14 protein-coding genes are annotated in these 15,677 nt (G+C 64.3%); 8 read left to right on the forward strand and 6 right to left on the reverse strand.

Translation table 11 applies throughout. From position 1 onward, the window contains the following. Window positions 1-9 precede the first annotated feature (9 nt). Entirely contained in the window at window positions 10-495 is a 486-nt protein-coding gene (locus JJE66_RS37285) for a nucleoside deaminase (protein ID WP_200520776.1), read from the forward strand. Window positions 496-705: 210 nt separating this feature from the next. Here the strand turns inward: JJE66_RS37285 and JJE66_RS37290 are convergent, their stop codons facing one another. Further along, window positions 706-1,809, reverse strand: coding sequence for a hypothetical protein (locus JJE66_RS37290; RefSeq protein ID WP_200520777.1), 1,104 nt, complete (start codon window positions 1,807-1,809; stop codon window positions 706-708). A 580-nt stretch (window positions 1,810-2,389) separates the two neighbouring features. Here JJE66_RS37290 and JJE66_RS37295 point away from each other — a divergent pair. From JJE66_RS37295 to JJE66_RS37310, 4 genes are all read left to right on the forward strand, one after another. Further along, on the forward strand, window positions 2,390-3,961 hold the full coding sequence (locus tag JJE66_RS37295; RefSeq protein ID WP_200520778.1) for an ABC transporter ATP-binding protein: 1,572 nt from the start codon (window positions 2,390-2,392) through the stop codon (window positions 3,959-3,961). After that, complete coding sequence (locus JJE66_RS37300) at window positions 3,945-5,036, forward strand: ABC transporter permease (protein ID WP_200520779.1); 1,092 nt, start codon at window positions 3,945-3,947, stop codon at window positions 5,034-5,036. The genes JJE66_RS37295 and JJE66_RS37300 overlap by 17 nt, the downstream gene beginning before the upstream one ends. Then, window positions 5,023-5,940, forward strand: a complete 918-nt coding sequence (locus tag JJE66_RS37305) for an ABC transporter permease (RefSeq protein ID WP_200520780.1) — start codon at window positions 5,023-5,025, stop codon at window positions 5,938-5,940. The genes JJE66_RS37300 and JJE66_RS37305 overlap by 14 nt, the downstream gene beginning before the upstream one ends. Before the next feature lie 78 nt (window positions 5,941-6,018). Further along, window positions 6,019-7,095: a BMP family ABC transporter substrate-binding protein gene (locus JJE66_RS37310; RefSeq protein ID WP_200520781.1), complete on the forward strand. Its 1,077-nt coding sequence runs from the start codon at window positions 6,019-6,021 to the stop codon at window positions 7,093-7,095. Between the two features lie 100 nt (window positions 7,096-7,195). On the opposite strand, the gene JJE66_RS37315 is transcribed toward JJE66_RS37310, so the two are convergent. Then, complete coding sequence (locus JJE66_RS37315; RefSeq protein WP_200520782.1) at window positions 7,196-8,545, reverse strand: 8-oxoguanine deaminase; 1,350 nt, start codon at window positions 8,543-8,545, stop codon at window positions 7,196-7,198. A gap of 147 nt (window positions 8,546-8,692) precedes the next feature. Between JJE66_RS37315 and JJE66_RS37320 the strand changes: the two genes are divergently transcribed. Both JJE66_RS37320 and JJE66_RS37325 read left to right on the forward strand, forming a co-directional pair. Further along, complete coding sequence (locus JJE66_RS37320; RefSeq protein WP_200520783.1) at window positions 8,693-9,520, forward strand: FAD binding domain-containing protein; 828 nt, start codon at window positions 8,693-8,695, stop codon at window positions 9,518-9,520. Continuing rightward, window positions 9,517-12,243 (forward strand): molybdopterin-dependent oxidoreductase, encoded by a 2,727-nt coding sequence (locus tag JJE66_RS37325; protein WP_200520784.1) that lies wholly within the window; start codon window positions 9,517-9,519, stop codon window positions 12,241-12,243. Before JJE66_RS37320 ends, JJE66_RS37325 begins: the two co-directional genes overlap by 4 nt. Here JJE66_RS37325 and uraD read toward each other — a convergent pair. The 4 genes from uraD to JJE66_RS37345 form a co-directional block, all read right to left on the reverse strand. Beyond that, on the reverse strand, window positions 12,240-13,127 hold the full coding sequence (uraD, locus tag JJE66_RS37330; RefSeq protein ID WP_200520785.1) for a 2-oxo-4-hydroxy-4-carboxy-5-ureidoimidazoline decarboxylase: 888 nt from the start codon (window positions 13,125-13,127) through the stop codon (window positions 12,240-12,242). The genes JJE66_RS37325 and uraD overlap by 4 nt on opposite strands. A gap of 7 nt (window positions 13,128-13,134) precedes the next feature. Next, a complete protein-coding gene (gene puuE / locus JJE66_RS37335) occupies window positions 13,135-14,070 on the reverse strand; it encodes an allantoinase PuuE (protein WP_200520786.1) in 936 nt (311 codons plus the stop codon). Next, window positions 14,071-14,484 carry a DUF3830 family protein gene (locus tag JJE66_RS37340; protein ID WP_027566580.1) on the reverse strand — a complete coding sequence of 138 codons (414 nt, stop codon included), beginning with the start codon at window positions 14,482-14,484 and terminating at the stop codon, window positions 14,071-14,073. Window positions 14,485-14,574: 90 nt separating this feature from the next. Continuing rightward, window positions 14,575-14,853 (reverse strand): hypothetical protein, encoded by a 279-nt coding sequence (locus JJE66_RS37345; protein ID WP_200520787.1) that lies wholly within the window; start codon window positions 14,851-14,853, stop codon window positions 14,575-14,577. 223 nt (window positions 14,854-15,076) lie between these two features. Between JJE66_RS37345 and JJE66_RS37350 the strand changes: the two genes are divergently transcribed. Further along, window positions 15,077-15,295 (forward strand): hypothetical protein, encoded by a 219-nt coding sequence (locus tag JJE66_RS37350; RefSeq protein WP_200520788.1) that lies wholly within the window; start codon window positions 15,077-15,079, stop codon window positions 15,293-15,295. Window positions 15,296-15,677 lie beyond the last annotated feature (382 nt).

Raw genomic sequence — 15,677 nt, forward strand, 5'->3', positions numbered from 1 at the left:
GGAGCAGCGATGGACGACGTCAGCGAACGCGACGAACACTTCCTGCGCCTGTCCTTTACGGTCGCCCGTCGTTCCCTCACCCACGGCAATCATCCGTTCGGCTGCATCGTCGTCGATGCCGGCGGCACGGTGCTGATCGAGACCGAGAACGGCTACCTGCCGGACCACGACGCCACCGCGCATGCCGAGCGCCTCGCGGCCACCCAGGCCTGCCGCACGCTCAATCACGAAGTTCTCGCCCGGTCGACGCTGTATTCCTCCGCAGAGCCCTGCGCGATGTGCGCCGGCGCGATCTACTGGGCCGGCATCGGTCGCGTCGTCTACGGCCTCAGTGAGCACCGCCTGCGCGGCATCACCGGCAATCATCCGGAGAACCCGACGCTCGACCTGCCCTGCCGCGAGGTCTTTGCCAGTGGCCAGCGGCCGACGGAGGTCATCGGCCCGCTGCTCGAAGATGAGGCCGCAGCGCTGCACGACGGTGTGTGGTCGAAATAGGCGGGACCACGAACTCCGAATCGTAGGGTGGGTTAGCCTTGCGACTGCGCGAAGCGCAATTCGCACGGCGTAACCCACCTTTTTGCACTCCGCTTAGACAGAAGTGGTGGGTTACGCATCGCTAACCCACCCTACGATTCCGTGCCCCAAACGCAGGATGGCGCCGCGCATTGCTGCGCGGCGCCATCCGAACCTTATGACTTCAGTCGATTAGAACTTCACAGTGATACCACCGTAGACCGTCGACTCGGTGCAGCTCTTAGTGCTTTGGCCGGTCGCGGCGACCGTGCAGACGCCGGCCATCGCGTTGTGATCGAGGCCGAACTTGTTCTGCCAGTAGCGGTAGGCCACCCAAAGATCCACGAAGTGCGAGTACTTGTCACCCCAGACCGCCTTCGAGGCGTCGAAGGTCAGGCGGATCGGTTCGCTGTTGAGCTCGGTCTTGGACTTGGTGCTGAAGATGCCAGTGCCAGACAGCGCAGAAAGACCGTTCGAGTCACCCTTCGGACCGTACCAGCCGGCGCGGCCGCTGATCGACCAGAACTGCATGTTCGGCGGCAGGAAGCCGAGATCCATGTAGTAGTTGATTTCGACGGCCCAGGTCGGGTTGTAGCTGACGTTGCCGTCCGAGTTACAGGCCACACCTGCCGGGCCTGCGACGAACAGGCCGCACTGGGTGAAGGCGTTATGGTTCGAGAATTCCCAGTACATCAACGGAGCGACGTTGATGTAGCCCTTGTAGGGAAGGTCGAAGGCAAACTGCAGACCGGCGACGACGTCGCGCTTGGCGGGTGCCAGGAAGTTGTTCTCGGTGTTGGCGTCCATACCGACTTCGAACGAGATGTTGTGCAGCGGACCCATGGTGAAGGTCTTGGTGTTGAACAGCTCGTTCCAGCCGAAGGTCGAGCGGAACAGGCCATAGATCTCGGTTGCGCCCGCACAGTCGCCGGCGCCGGTGATGGTTACGCCCGGCGCGATGCAAGGGCTGGCAGGATCGTTATGACCCGACTTGAACATCGAGATCGTGAAGAAGTTGGTGCCGTAGGCCCAGAGGTCGAAGTGGGTGAAGGAGTAGACCTGCTTGGCGGTGGTGCCGTTGATGCTGCCGTCCGGGCGCGTGCTCCACATGCCGGGGTCGGTGCCCTTCGGCATCCAGGAGAACGACACGCGGTTGTCGATCACGAGGAAGAACGGGAGGTCGGGGGCCTTCTTGGCGGCCTTGACCGGCAGATCCGCAGCCTGAGCCAAGCCACCGGTCGCGAGCGTAGCAAGTGACAGCACAGCGGCTGCAATTGCCTTGAAACAAAACAACATCCTGAATACCCCCAAGTTTGGACACGTAAAAATGAACGTCCCTTGGTGCGACACTTGCGCCGAACTCTCGGAGTGAGAAGCCTCAACTTCTTTCAAGGCATGCCGCTTGTTTCGGCAGCGCGCGGCATTCCACCGCAGATTTTTGAGGGATTTGCGCGGTGCGATGGCAGACGATCGGCGACGCCGGAGCCGATATTGCCGGATATTCCCGATTGATTCTGCTTGGCTTTTGCGTCGAGACAACATCCCCAGCGCGGCTGTCGAAGACGGCCGCTATCGCCGTAGTGAAATGCATACGAGCGGTGGCGCGGCTTTGCTCAACTTCACGTCAAGCCTGCATAGCGGGTTCCGATTTGGCTTGAACCGTCACAAATTTGCAACAGCCGATGCTGGCGGAGCGCGAGGACCGCGGCGGCGAACCCGCGAGGTTGGGATCTTCGTCGCGCAACGAGCAGTGCGACTCGCGACACCGGCTTCCTGCCGAAGCGTTGAGCAAGGGATGACGCTTTTTCACACCTTACGCGGCGGTTCAAACTAGCCCACTATTGAGGCACTTCACCCCACGCAAGCGTGTCAGCGAATGTTAGATCCGACGCCTAACGGCCTGCATTCCGGCGAGTCCCCGTTGCTTCAGACGATCGGGCTGACCAAGCGCTATGGGGATTTCCTCGCCAACGATTCCATCGACATCGACATCTGGCCGAGGGAAATCCACGCGCTGCTCGGCGAGAACGGCGCCGGCAAGTCGACGCTGGTGAAGGCGATCTATGGGCTGATCCAGCCCAGCGACGGCGAAATCCGCTGGCAGAGCGAGCGAATCGTGCTGCCCGGCCCGTCCGAGGCGCGCAGCCGCGGCATCGGCATGGTGTTCCAGCACTTCTCGCTGTTCGACAATCTCACCGTCGCCGAGAACGTCGCGCTCGGCCTCGACGGCAAGGAATCCTTCAAGGACATGTCGGCGCGGCTGGAGCAGGTGTCGAAGACCTATGGTCTGCCGCTCGATCCCAAACGGGAGGTCTGGCAATTGTCCGTCGGCGAGCGCCAGCGCATCGAGATCGTGCGCGCGCTGATGCAGGACCCGAAATTCCTGATCCTGGACGAACCGACCGCGGTGCTGACGCCGCAGGAAGCCGACCAGCTCTTCATCGTGCTGGAGCGGCTCAAGGCCGAAGGTCGCGCCATCCTTTACATCAGCCACAAGCTCGAAGAGGTGAAGCGCCTCTGCGACACCGCCACGATCCTGCGCGGCGGCAAGAAGGTCGACACCTGCAATCCCCGACTCGAGACCGCCGCCTCGCTCGCGCGGATGATGGTCGGGGGCGAGATCAAGGAAGTGAAGGCCGCCGCCGGCCGGCAGACCACGATACCGCGGCTTGTCGTCAACGATCTCTCGCTCGCCTCCGACGAGACGCACGGCGTGCGGCTCGAGCACATCTCATTCGAGCTGAAGGGCGGCGAAATCCTCGGCATCGCCGGCGTCGCCGGCAACGGCCAAGACGAGCTGTTCGCCGCGCTGTCCGGCGAGCGGCTGTCGAAGGATCCCGGCACGGTGGTGATCGAAGGCATCGCTGCCGGCCACCTCTCGATCACCAAGCGACGCAAGCTCGGCGCCGCCTTCGTACCGGAGGAGCGGCTCGGCCATGGCACCGCGCCGCGCATGAGGCTGTCGGAGAACGCGCTGCTCACGGGACATGCGGCCTCTGGCATGGTCCATCGCGGCTTCATCGACACTGCGGCCACGCTGAAGACCGTCGACCGCGCCACCGAGACCTTCGACGTCCGCAAGGCCAAGCGCGATCCGGAGGCCGCGAGCCTCTCCGGCGGCAATTTGCAAAAATTCATCGTCGGCCGCGAAATCCTGCGCAACCCTGCGGTGCTCGTGGTGAGCCAGCCGACCTGGGGCGTCGATGCCGGTGCTGCCGCCGTCATTCGCCAGGCCTTGCTCGATCTGGCTGCGGCTGGCGCGGCCGTGCTGGTGACCAGCCAGGATCTCGACGAGCTCGCCGAAATCGCCGACCGCATCGCCGTGATGTTCCATGGCCACCTCTCGGAACCGCTCGCCACGCGCGACGCGACACGCGAAAAGCTCGGCCTGTTGATGGGCGGCAGCAGCCTGGAGCCGAAGGAGGCCGCACATGCAGTTGGTGCTTGAGAAGCGCGCCGAGCGCTCCAACACGATCGCGCTGGTCTCCCCGCTGATCGCGATCGGCTTGACGATCGTGACCATGACCATCCTGTTCTTGATCCTCGGCAAGAATCCGCTGCTAGCGCTGCATGCCTATTTTATCGCACCTTTGACCGACAGCTATTCGCTCCAGGAGATCGCTGTGAAGGCGACGCCGTTAGTGATGATCGCGATCGGGCTGTCGCTCTGCTATCTCGCCAACGCCTGGAACATCGGCGCCGAAGGCCAATTCCTGATCGGCGCGGTCGCCGGAAGCTGGATCGCCGTGAAGACGCAAGGCACCGACGCCGGCGCCTGGGTGCTGCCGGCGATGCTCGTGCTCGCGGCCGCCGCAGGCGCGCTCTATGCGCTGATCCCGGCGATCTGCAAGGTGAAGTTCGGCGCCAGCGAAATCCTGACCAGCCTGATGCTGGTCTATGTCGCCGATCTCTTCCTCGACTATCTCGTGCGCGGGCCGTGGCGCGATCCGAACGGCTTCAACTTCCCGACCACCGCCGAGTTCGATCCGGTCGCCACCGTGCCGCTGCTGATCGAAGGCGGCCGGCTGCATCTCGGTTCCATCATCGCGCTGCTGGTGGTCGCAGCAGCCGCGATCCTGCTCGGGCGCACCATCAAGGGTTTTGAAATTCGCGTGGTGGGTGCTGCGCCGCGCGCCGCGCGGTTCGGCGGCTTCAACGCCAACCAGCTGATCATCCTGACCTTCGCGGTCTCCGGCGCGCTCGCCGGCCTTGCCGGCATCATCGAGGTCGCCGGCCCCGTCGGACATCTCCAGCCCGGCATCTCGCCCGGCTACGGATTCACCGCAATCATCGTTGCCTTCCTCGGCCGGTTGAACCCGATTGGAATATTAATTGCAGGCCTTTTTCTCGCACTGACCTTTATCGGCGGCGAGCAGGCGCAGATCGCAATGAAGATCCCGTTGGACGTCACCAAGGTCTTCCAGGGCATCCTGCTCTTCTACGTGCTCGCTTGCGATTCGCTCATTCTGTATCGCTTCAAGCTCGTCTTCCCGAACCGTCAGGTGGCCCGTGGAGCTGGTTGAAGCCATCATCCTGTCGGTGCTCGCCGCATCGACACCGCTCCTGATCGCCGCGACCGGCGAGCTCGTGACCGAGCGCTCCGGCGTGCTCAACCTCGGCGTCGAGGGCATGATGATCGTTGGCGCGGCCTGTGGCTTTGGCGGAGCCTGGCTCACCGGATCGATCTTCATCGGCGCGCTGCTCGGCATGGTCGCGGGCACCCTGATGTCGCTGATCTTCGCGCTGATGGCGCTCGGCCTCGCCGTCAACCAAGTCGCGACCGGCCTCGCGCTGACAATCCTCGGCGTCGGTCTCTCCGGCCTGATCGGGGCCGGCTTTGTCGGCGAGCGCATCACGCCGGCGATGCATCTTTACATTCCCGGACTCACCGACATTCCGCTGATCGGCCGCGTGCTGTTCGGCGAAGACGCCTTCGTCTATTTCTCGCTGGCGCTGATCATCGGCGTCTGGTGGTTCCTGTATCGCACGCGTGCGGGCTTGATCCTGCGTGCCTGCGGCGACAACCACGTCTCCGCGCATGCGCTCGGCTATCCCGTGCTGCGCATTCGCACCCTCGCCGTGATGTTCGGCGGCGCCTGCGCCGGACTTGCGGGTGCCTATCTGCCGCTCGCCTACACGCCGTTCTTCATTCCCGGCATGACCGCGGGTCGCGGCTGGATTGCGCTGGCGCTGGTCGTGTTCGCGTCGTGGCGGCCGGGCCGGCTGGTCCTCGGTGCTTATCTCTTCGGTGCGGTGACGATCCTGCAACTGCACGCGCAAGGCTGGGGCGTCGGCATTCCCTCGCAGTTCATGTCGGCGCTGCCTTATCTCGCGACCGTCATCGTGCTGGTCCTGTTGTCCCGCGCGCGCACCGGCGGCTCGACCGCTCCGGCTGCGCTCGGCACCGTGTTCGTGCCTGACCGCTAGCGTTTCATTTCCGCGGCATGCGCGATGGGGCGCGCACGTTGCGGATCGTGGCTTTCCCCTGATGTTTGGAGATTGATGATGAGGAAATCACTTCTTGCGCTGGCTGCCGGCCTTCTACTTGCCGGGAGCATCAGTGCAGCCTCAGCTGCCGACAAGCTGAAAGTCGGCTTCATTTACCTCGGCCCGATCGGCGATCTCGGCTGGACCTACCAGCACGAGCTCGCTCGCCAGGCGCTGGTGAAGGAGTACGGCGACAAGATCGAGACCACCTATCTCGAGAACGTGCCCGAAGGTCCCGACGCCGAGCGCGCGATCGAGCAGCTCGTGCGCGCCGGCAACAAGCTGATCTTCACGACCTCGTTCGGTTATATGGATCCGACGTTGAAGGTCGCGAAGAAATATCCGAACGTGCATTTCGAGCATGCCACCGGCTACAAGCGCGACAAGAACATGTCGACCTATTCGTCCAAATGGTACCAGGGCCGCTACATCCAGGGCTTGATCGCAGCCAAGATGTCGAAGTCCGGCGTGCTCGGCTATATCGGTTCGTTCCCGATTCCGGAGGTCGTCTCCGGCATCAACGCGACGATGCTGGCGGCACAGACCATCAACCCGAACATCAAGGTCAAGATCATCTGGGCCAACACCTGGTTCGATCCGGGCAAGGAAGCCGACGCCGCCAAGGCGCTGATCGACCAGGGCGCCGACGTCATCATGCAGCACACGGATTCACCTGCGGCGATGCAGATCGCAAGCGAACGCGGCAAGTTCGCCTTCGGCCAGGATTCCGAGATGATCAAGTTCGGGCCCAAGACTCAGCTGACCTCGATCCTCGACACCTGGGCGCCCTACTACATCGCCCGCGTCAAGGCCGAGCTCGACGGCACCTGGAAGTCGGAGGACGTCTGGGGCGGCCTCGACAGCCACATGTTCGCGATGGCGCCCTATACCAATATGCCTGACGACGTGAAGAAGATCGCCGAGGATGCCCAGGCGGCGATCAGCGCCGGCAAGCTGCATCCGTTCAAATGCCCGGTCGTTGGGCAGGACGGCAAGGAGATCGAGTGCAAGGGCGGCGCCAATCTCGCCGACGGCCAGATCCTCGGCATGAATTTCTACGTCAAGGGCATCGACGACAAGCTGCCGGGCAAGTAGCACGCTTCTTGCATTGACTAAATCACCTGCTCCTCCCGGAGGAGGTTCGGAGGGGGTGGCCAGAAGCACCCGGCACTTGTGGTCGCCCCCTCTTTCTATCTTATCCCGCCTGCATCGCCCGCGCCGCGGAGCTGTGGCGTCGGATGAGTTCCACGACGTCCAGTCCCGGGATCGCCCCGTCGACCACGGCCCAATTTCCCGCCACCATCACTCGATCGGCCCGATGCGCGCCGCACAGCACCAGTGCGGCCAAGGGATCGCCGTGGCCGGAGAAGCGCAGCTCGTCAAGCTTGAACAGCGCGAGATCAGCCGCCTTGCCGACCGCGATCTCGCCGAGTTCCGGACGCCCGACGCAGGCCGCCGAGCCCTTGGTGGCCCAGCGCAGCGCGTCCTTGTGACTGACCTTGGTCACGCCGTACCGTGCCCGTTGCAGCAGGAAGGCTGCACGCACCTCCTGCATCAGGTTCGATCCGTCGTTGGACGCCGAGCCGTCGACGCCGATCCCGATGCCGACGCCAGCCTCTTCCATCTCGCACACCGGACAACAGCCGGAGGCCAGCAGCTGGTTGCTGCACGCACAATGGCTGATCGTCGTCTTGGCCTTGCCGAGCCGCTTCATCTCGTCCGAATTGAAGAAGATGCCGTGGGCGAGCCAGGTCCGCGCATTGAGCCAGCCGCATTGCTCGAGATAATCGAGCGGACGGCAGCCATACATCTGCTGGCAGAATCTGTTCTCGTCCTCGGTCTCGGCGAGGTGGGTGTGCAGGCGCACGTCGAGCTTGCCGGCGAGATCGGCGGTGGCGCGCATCAGCGACGTCGTCACCGAGAAGGGCGAGCACGGCGCCAGCGCGATCTGCACCATCGCATCCGCACCGCGCTGATGGTGTTTTGCCACCACGCACGCGCTGTCGGCGAGAATCGTGTCCTCGTCCTGCACGACACTGTCAGGCGGCAGGCCACCATCGCGCTGCGACAGGTTCATCGAGCCGCGCGTCAGCAGCACGCGCACGCCAAGCCGGTTTGCGACGCCGACCTCGATGTCGACGGACTCCTCGAGCCCGGCCGGGAACACGTAGTGATGATCGGTCGTGGTGGTACAACCCGACAGCAGCAGCTCGGACATCGCCACGGTAACGCCGAGCTCCAGCGATTCCGGCGTCATCCTCGCCCAGACCGGATAGAGCGCCTGGAGCCAGGGAAACAACTCGCGGTCCATCGCCGCCGGCAGCGCCCGCGTCAGCGTCTGATAGAAATGATGATGGGTGTTGATGAGGCCCGGCAGCACGACGTGCTCGCGCGCATCGAACACCGTGACATCTGCGGTCTGAGGCGTCCCGCCAGAAGGCACGAGTTCAACGATGCGACCATCCTTGATGACGATCCCGCGCCCGGCACCGTCGGCGAGAATGGCCAGGGGATCCCTGATCCAGATCGGTCTTGCGTTGTTCATGAGCCTGCTCTCCTCCGCTGACGACAGGCCTGCAGGGCAAAGGCCAGCCCGACAGCATGATCAACGCGACTTGTTGTTGCCACTTGGCTCCGGTCTTGCAAGACTTTCCCTCAGGCCAATTCAACCGGCGCAGGCGCTATCGCAGCCATGGACTTAAATACCATCACAGCGGTCAGCCATCCGCAAACGCGTTCCGCACTGCCTGTTTGGACGCCAGGCGATGCTTGGCTCGCGGGCGGCACCTGGCTGTTCTCGGAGCCGCAAGTCCACCTCACTCGACTGATCGATCTCACCGATCTGAAATGGCCGGCGTTGACGATCACCGAAAGCCATCTCAGCATCGCCGCGACCTGCACCATCTCGCAACTCGATGCGCTTACCTGCCCGGCCGACTGGCTCGCAGCACCGTTGGTCAGCCAATGCTGCCGCGCCTTCCTCGCGTCGTTCAAGATCTGGAAGACGGCGACGGTGGGCGGCAATCTCTGCATGTCGCTGCCGGCAGGACCGATGATCTCGCTCACCTCCGCCCTCGACGGTGTCTGCACCATCTGGACGGCCGGCGGCGGCAAGCAGAAGATTCCCGTCCTCGACTTCGTGACCGGCAATCAGCGTAACTGCCTCGCGCCGGGCGACTTGCTGCGGCAGATCGACATTCCGATTGCTGCGCTGAAGCGCCGCTCCGCGTTTCGCCAGATCTCGCTCGCGCCGGTCGGCCGCTCCGCGGCACTCCTGATCGGAAGCCTCGATGGCGATGGCGCGCTGAAGCTGACGGTGACCGCATCGACCGTGCGTCCCGTCCGGTTGTCGTTTCCAAGGCTGCCCGATGCGGGTGCGCTTCACGATGCGATCGGGCAGCAGATTACTGACGACATGTATCACACCGACATTCATGGCAAGCCGCTCTGGCGCAAGCACATGACGCTGCGGTTCGCCGAGGAGATCCGCGCCGAGCTCCTGGGTGCAACGCTGCGATGAGCTTCGAGGTCAATGGCACGGCATTTCCGCAGGTCCCACGCGCGGGCCAATGCCTGCGCACGTTGCTGCGCGAGCTTGGTCATTTCGGGGTGAAGAAGGGCTGTGACGCCGGCGATTGCGGCGCCTGCACCGTGCTGCTCGACGGCGAGCCCGTGCATAGCTGCCTCGTCCCCGCGTTTCGCGCGGAGGGACGCGCTATCACCACGATCGAAGGGCTCGCCGATGACCGCGGTGCGCACCCGATGCAGCAGGCCTTCCTCGACGCGCAGGGATTCCAATGCGGCTTCTGCACCGCCGGCATGATCCTCACTTGCGCTTCGCTGAACCAGGCGCAGCGCACCGATCTCGGCGCCGCGCTGAAGGGCAATATCTGCCGCTGCACGGGCTATCGCGCGATCGAGGATGCGATCCACGGCAAAACCAATGTCGAGGACAGAGTCGAGGCCGGCGGCGCGTTCGGCCGCAGCCTGCCGGCGCCGGCGGGCCCGGACGTCGTCCGCGGCACGGCGCGCTACACGTTCGACACAGAGATCGACGGCCTGCTGCACATCAAGCTGCTCCGCTCGCCGCATGCACACGCAAGGATCATCGCGATCGACAGATCCGCGGCGATGGCCGTGCCTGGCGTGCACGCAATCCTGACGCATGAGGATGCCCCTCCGGTGCTGTTCTCGACGGCGCGGCACGAGAAGGACTGGATGGACCCCGAGGACACCCGCATCCTCGACGACATTGTCCGCTTCATCGGCCAGAAGGTCGCCGCCGTCGTCGCCGAGAGTGAAGGTGCTGCCGAGGAGGCTTGCCGCCGGCTGAAGGTCGAGTACGAGATCCTTCCCGCGCTGATCGATCCGGAACAGGCGATGGCGCCGGGCGCGCCTCTCGTTCATCCCGACCGGACCACCGGAAACCGCGTCGCCGATGCCCGGCGCAACCTCGTGGCCGAGACCCATGGCGAGTTCGGTGATGTCGCCTCCGCACTCGCTACATCCGCCGTCACCTACGAGACCACCTTCCACAGCCACCGCGTGCAGCACGCGGCACTGGAGACCCATGGCGGGCTTGCCTGGCTCGATGATGCCGGCGTGCTCAACGTTCGTACCTCGACGCAGGTGCCGTTCCTGACCCGGCGCGCGCTCTCGGACATCTTCAAGCTGCCGATGGACAAGGTCCGCGTGTTCTGCGAGCACGTCGGCGGCGGTTTTGGCGGCAAGCAGGAGATGTTCGTCGAGGACATTCTCGCGCTCGCGGCGCTGAAGACAGGACGGCCGGTCAAACTCGAGCTCACCCGCGAGGAGCAGTTCATCGCGACCTCGACGCGGCATCCGATGCGGGTCCACATCAAGGCCGGCGCCGATGCCGGCGGCAAGCTCACCGCATTGCAGCTCGATGTGCTCTCCAACACCGGCGCCTACGGCAATCACGGCGGCTCGGTGATGTTCCACGCGGTCACGGAGTCCATCGCGGTCTACAACTGCCCGAACAAGCGGGTCGACGGCTTCGTCGTTTACACGAATACGGTCCCGGCCGGCGCATTTCGCGGTTATGGCCTGCCGCAGACATTGATCGCGGTGGAGGCTGCGATCGACGAGCTGGCGAAGCAGCTCGGCATCAGCCCCTACGACATGCGCCGTCGCAATATCGTCAGGCCCGGCGATCCCATGCTGTCGCCGCCGCCGTCCGACTATCACGATGTGCTCTACGGCTCCTATGGCCTCGACCAGTGCATCGACCTCGTCGAGCGCGCGATGCAGGCCGATCGGCCGCAGCCTGATCTGTCGCCGGAATGGCTGACCGGCGAGGGCATCGCGCTGACCATGATCGACACGGTGCCGCCCGCCGGTCACATCGCGGATGCGGCGATCGCGCTCAACGACGACGGCGGCTTCGAACTCACCGTCGGCACCGCCGAGTTCGGCAACGGCACCAGCACCGTGCACCGGCAGATCGCCGCAACGATCCTTGCGACCACCGTCGACAGGATCCGCCTGCGGCAGTCCGACACCGCCCATGGCGGTCACGACACTGGCGCCTATGGCAGCACCGGCACCTTCGTCGCCGGCAAGGCGACGCAGGCAGCCGCCCTGCAGCTTGCGACGGACTTGAAGGCGGCCGCCGCCAGCGCCTGGCTTTGCGATGTCGAGACTTGCACGCTCGAAGGCGAGTCCGTCGTCAACGGCGTGCGGCGAATGTCCTTTGCCGAGCTGGCGACGCTTGCGCGCGAAGCGGATCGTCCTCTCGCGGCGCAGGGCAATTCCGGCGGCACGCCGCGCTCGGTCGGCTTCAACGTGCAGGGCTTTCGCATCGCCGTGAACAAGGGCACCGGCGAGATCAAGGTTCTCAGGAGCGTGCAGGCGGCGGATGCGGGCGTCGTCGCCAATCCCATGCAGTGCCGCGGCCAGGTCGAGGGCGGCGTCGCGCAGGCGCTTGGTGCGGCGCTCTACGAGGAGATGGTGATCGACGCTGAGGGCCGCGTCACCAATCCGAAATTCCGCGACTATCATCTGCCGTCCTTCGCGGACGTACCGCGCACGGAAGTGTTGTTCGCCGTGACGTCCGATACGATCGGACCGCTTGGTGCGAAGTCGATGAGCGAGAGCCCGTACAATCCGGTCGCCGCCGCGCTCGGCAACGCAATCGCGGATGCCACCGGGATCCGCTTCACCGCGCTGCCGTTCAAGCCCGACCGGTTGTTTCCAGCCCTGCACGAGAAGTTCGGTGACTAACTCCCGCGATAGGTCGAATAGCTCCACGGCGTGACCAGCAGCGGCACGTGGTAGTGGCTCTCCGGCTCGCTGATCGCGAAGCGCAATGGGATCTCGTCGAGGAACGGCGGATCGGAGAGCTGTACGTTGCGCTCGGCGTAATATTTGGCGACGCTGAAGCGCAGCTCGTAGCGGCCGATCGGCAATGGACGTCCGCCGATCAGCGGCTGATCGGTGCGTCCGTCGGCATTGGTCACGGTGCGCGCGATGACGCGGCTCTCGCCGAGATCGGCAAGCTCGACGAGCTCGACGGGGATGCCGGGGGCGGGCTTGCCGGCGTGATTGTCCAGCACATGGGTCGAGAGCCGCCCGTGCACCTTCAACTTGTCGTCGGCGATGACGAGCTGATCCAGCCGCAGCGCCGAGATGCGGCCGATCTCCTCGATTGCGCGACGTGTCTCGGTTTTGGCAATGTTGCGCAACCGTGTCTCGAAGTCGCGCAGCACGGAATCCTTGGTGTGACGCCGCACGCAGACGATATAGGGGAAGCCGAATTTTTCGCGATAGGCGCTGTTGACGCGCTCGAACGCCGCGTACTCAGCCTCTGATAGCCGGTCGAGGCCTGCGCTGTTCTGCTCGTCGGTCGATTCCGCCGTCAGGCCCGCCGCGCGCTGGGTCTTGTTGGCGAGATCGGGATGCGCCCGGATCAGAGCTAACTGCACATCCGGCTCAGCGCTCTGGATCGCCGCCATCAGCGCGGCATGCAACTGGTTGATGCCTGCGAACGGACGGCGCGCCACGGCTTCTTGGGCAATCCAAGGCGAGTATTCGACCACGTTTTCAAGTACGGCGACGAAATCGTCGATGCTCGCTGCATTCAGATCAGACAAGGCGATCTGCGACATTGATACTCTATCCGATCTCGAAAGCGTTGTCGGCAAGACCTGCATGCTTGTCGTGCCAATGCTGCGCGATCTGGAGCCGCGTCGGCACCCAGACGCGCTCGTGCTTGCCGATATAGTCGAGGAAGCGGATCAGCCCTGCAGCGCGACCGGGCCGGCCGGCGAGACGGCAGTGCAGCCCCACCGACATCATCTTCGGCGTGGTCTCGCCTTCGGCATAGAGCACGTCGAAGGCGTCCTTCAGATAGGTGTAGAACTGCTCGCCTTCAGCAAACCCTTGCGGATTGATGAAGCGCATGTCGTTGGCATCGAGCGTATAGGGAATGATGAGCTGCTTGCCCGTCGCGCCCTTGACCCAATAGGGCAGATCGTCGGCATAGGAGTCGCAGAGATAGAGGAAGCCGCCCTCCTCCATCAAGAGACGGTTGGTGTTGATCGAGGAACGCCCGGTGTACCAGCCAAGCGGCCGCGCGCCGGTCGCCTCGGTGTGGACGCGGATCGACTCGGCAATCTCGGCGCGCTCCTGCGCTTCCGTCATATCCTTATGCTCGATCCATTTCAGGCTGTGGCTCGCGATGTCCCAGCCGGACTCCTTCATCGCGGCGACGATTTCCGGATTGCGCTTCAGCGCAGTGGCGACACCGAACACGGTGGTCGGCCACTTCCGCTCATTGAACATCCGCCACAGCCGCCAGAAGCCGGCGCGCGAACCATATTCGAACATGGATTCGATATTGGCGTGGCGCCGGCCGGGCCAGGGCTGCGCACCGAGCACGTCGGACAGGAACGCTTCCGACGCGCGGTCGCCGTGCAAAATATTGTTCTCGCCGCCTTCCTCGAAATTGACGACGAACTGCACCGCGACCCGTGCGTTCCCAGGCCATTGCGGATGCGGCGGGTTGCGACCGTAACCGCGGAGATCGCGCGGGTAGCTGTTATCAGTCACTCAGACTTCCTCGAAGCGGATCGGCAGCGCGCCCTTCCAGAGCACGCTCTTGCCCAGCGTCGCCAGATTCTCCAGGCCGGAGGTCAGCGTGATGAAATGGTTGCCGGCGAGCTGGCCCATCTTACTGGCGAAGTGCACGCCGCCATAGGCCATCAGGATCTCGGTCTCGCTGATGCCACCGGGATAGAGGATGATCTGGCCGGGCGCGGGATAGCTGGTGTGGTTCTCGTAGCCGACGCCGAAATCGAGGTCACCGAGCGGCATCCACACGCCTTCGCCGCTCCAGCGCACATGGATGATGTGGCTTTCGAACGGCAGCGCCTTGCGGAATGCGGCGACGGTCTTGGGCGCCGCCTGCTCCTCGAAGCGGGCATCGAAGGTGAAATCGCCGGCGCGGATAACGAGTTTGCTCATCTCATCTCTCTTGATCGGGGGCGTTGGCCCACGGGGAACTTTCAAGCAAAGAGCATTCCGGCGGGCTTGGCGCAAGTAGCGCCTGCCGCCTCACCTGCGGTCGTAGGACCAGCCGAAAAGGCCGCTCCGCCGCACCTCCGGTTCGGGCTCTGCGATCGGGGCAGGCGCCTCCTTCAGTTCCGCCTGCGGCGGGGGCGGAGGCGGCGCCGGCAGGCTCTCGCATTTCATGGAATAGACCAGCTTGCCGTCCGCGGTCCGGCCGATCGGTGCACAGGGATCCGGGTGCGCCGCCGAGGTTTTTGGAGTCAATTTGATCTGCGCCGCAGCCGGCGACGCGATCAAAAGCAGGACCAGCAGATATTTCGACATCGTTGTCGCGCCTAAAGCCTCGATTGGGCCCATTCAACCGGATTGCGCCGATCAAGTCCATCGGGCCCGGCGAGGCGATTGCCGAATATTTAGTCGGGACCAAAAAATTTGCTCGCTCCATCGTGAAGCGGTGTTGCTGACATTCGGCCGGACGCATCGCCATGTCAGCCGTGACGACGATGACACTTCTTACAACCGGGACGTCGTCACGGGAGAAACGACCATGCAAAAGACTCTTGCCATTCTCGGCGCCACGCTGATCACCGCCATCACCATCCAGACCGCCGCGGCGAGCGACCGCCACCACGTTCGCAAGGCGCAGCCTGCCCCCATCGCCCGGTCGGTGCGCGACTCCAACGCGGCCATGTGGCCATCGCAGCCGACCGCGCCGGACTGGTCGCGCTACGCCAACGGCGCGTTGTCGGCGCCGGCGGGACGGTGACGTTGAAGGCTTAGGTGCGGCTCCCGTCCCTCTCATGTCCCGGACGCGCTGCAACGTGTAACGCTGCTGCGCAGAGCCGGGACCCAGAAGGCGACGCGACGCGATGCGGCGACATGGGCCCCGGCTCTGCAGCGCACCGTCGAAGAGACGCTGCGCTGCGTCCGGGGCACGCAATGGGCGCGTGACGCACGTCCGCTTCCACATCGCCATTGCGAGCAAGGGGCGGCGTCCTCATTCTCCAAATTGATTCTCCAAATTGCCTCCCGACTCGCAGACACACCTTCGCGTCCTCGCGGCGCATTTCGCCCGAGCTTTGCTTGATCTCTCCACCCTCTTGACCAAGAGGGTGCAGGGAAGGCCGGGTGCTGGCTGGCACCCGCGA

It is taken from the genome of Bradyrhizobium diazoefficiens (genome assembly GCF_016612535.1).
Classification (GTDB): domain Bacteria; phylum Pseudomonadota; class Alphaproteobacteria; order Rhizobiales; family Xanthobacteraceae; genus Bradyrhizobium; species Bradyrhizobium diazoefficiens_C.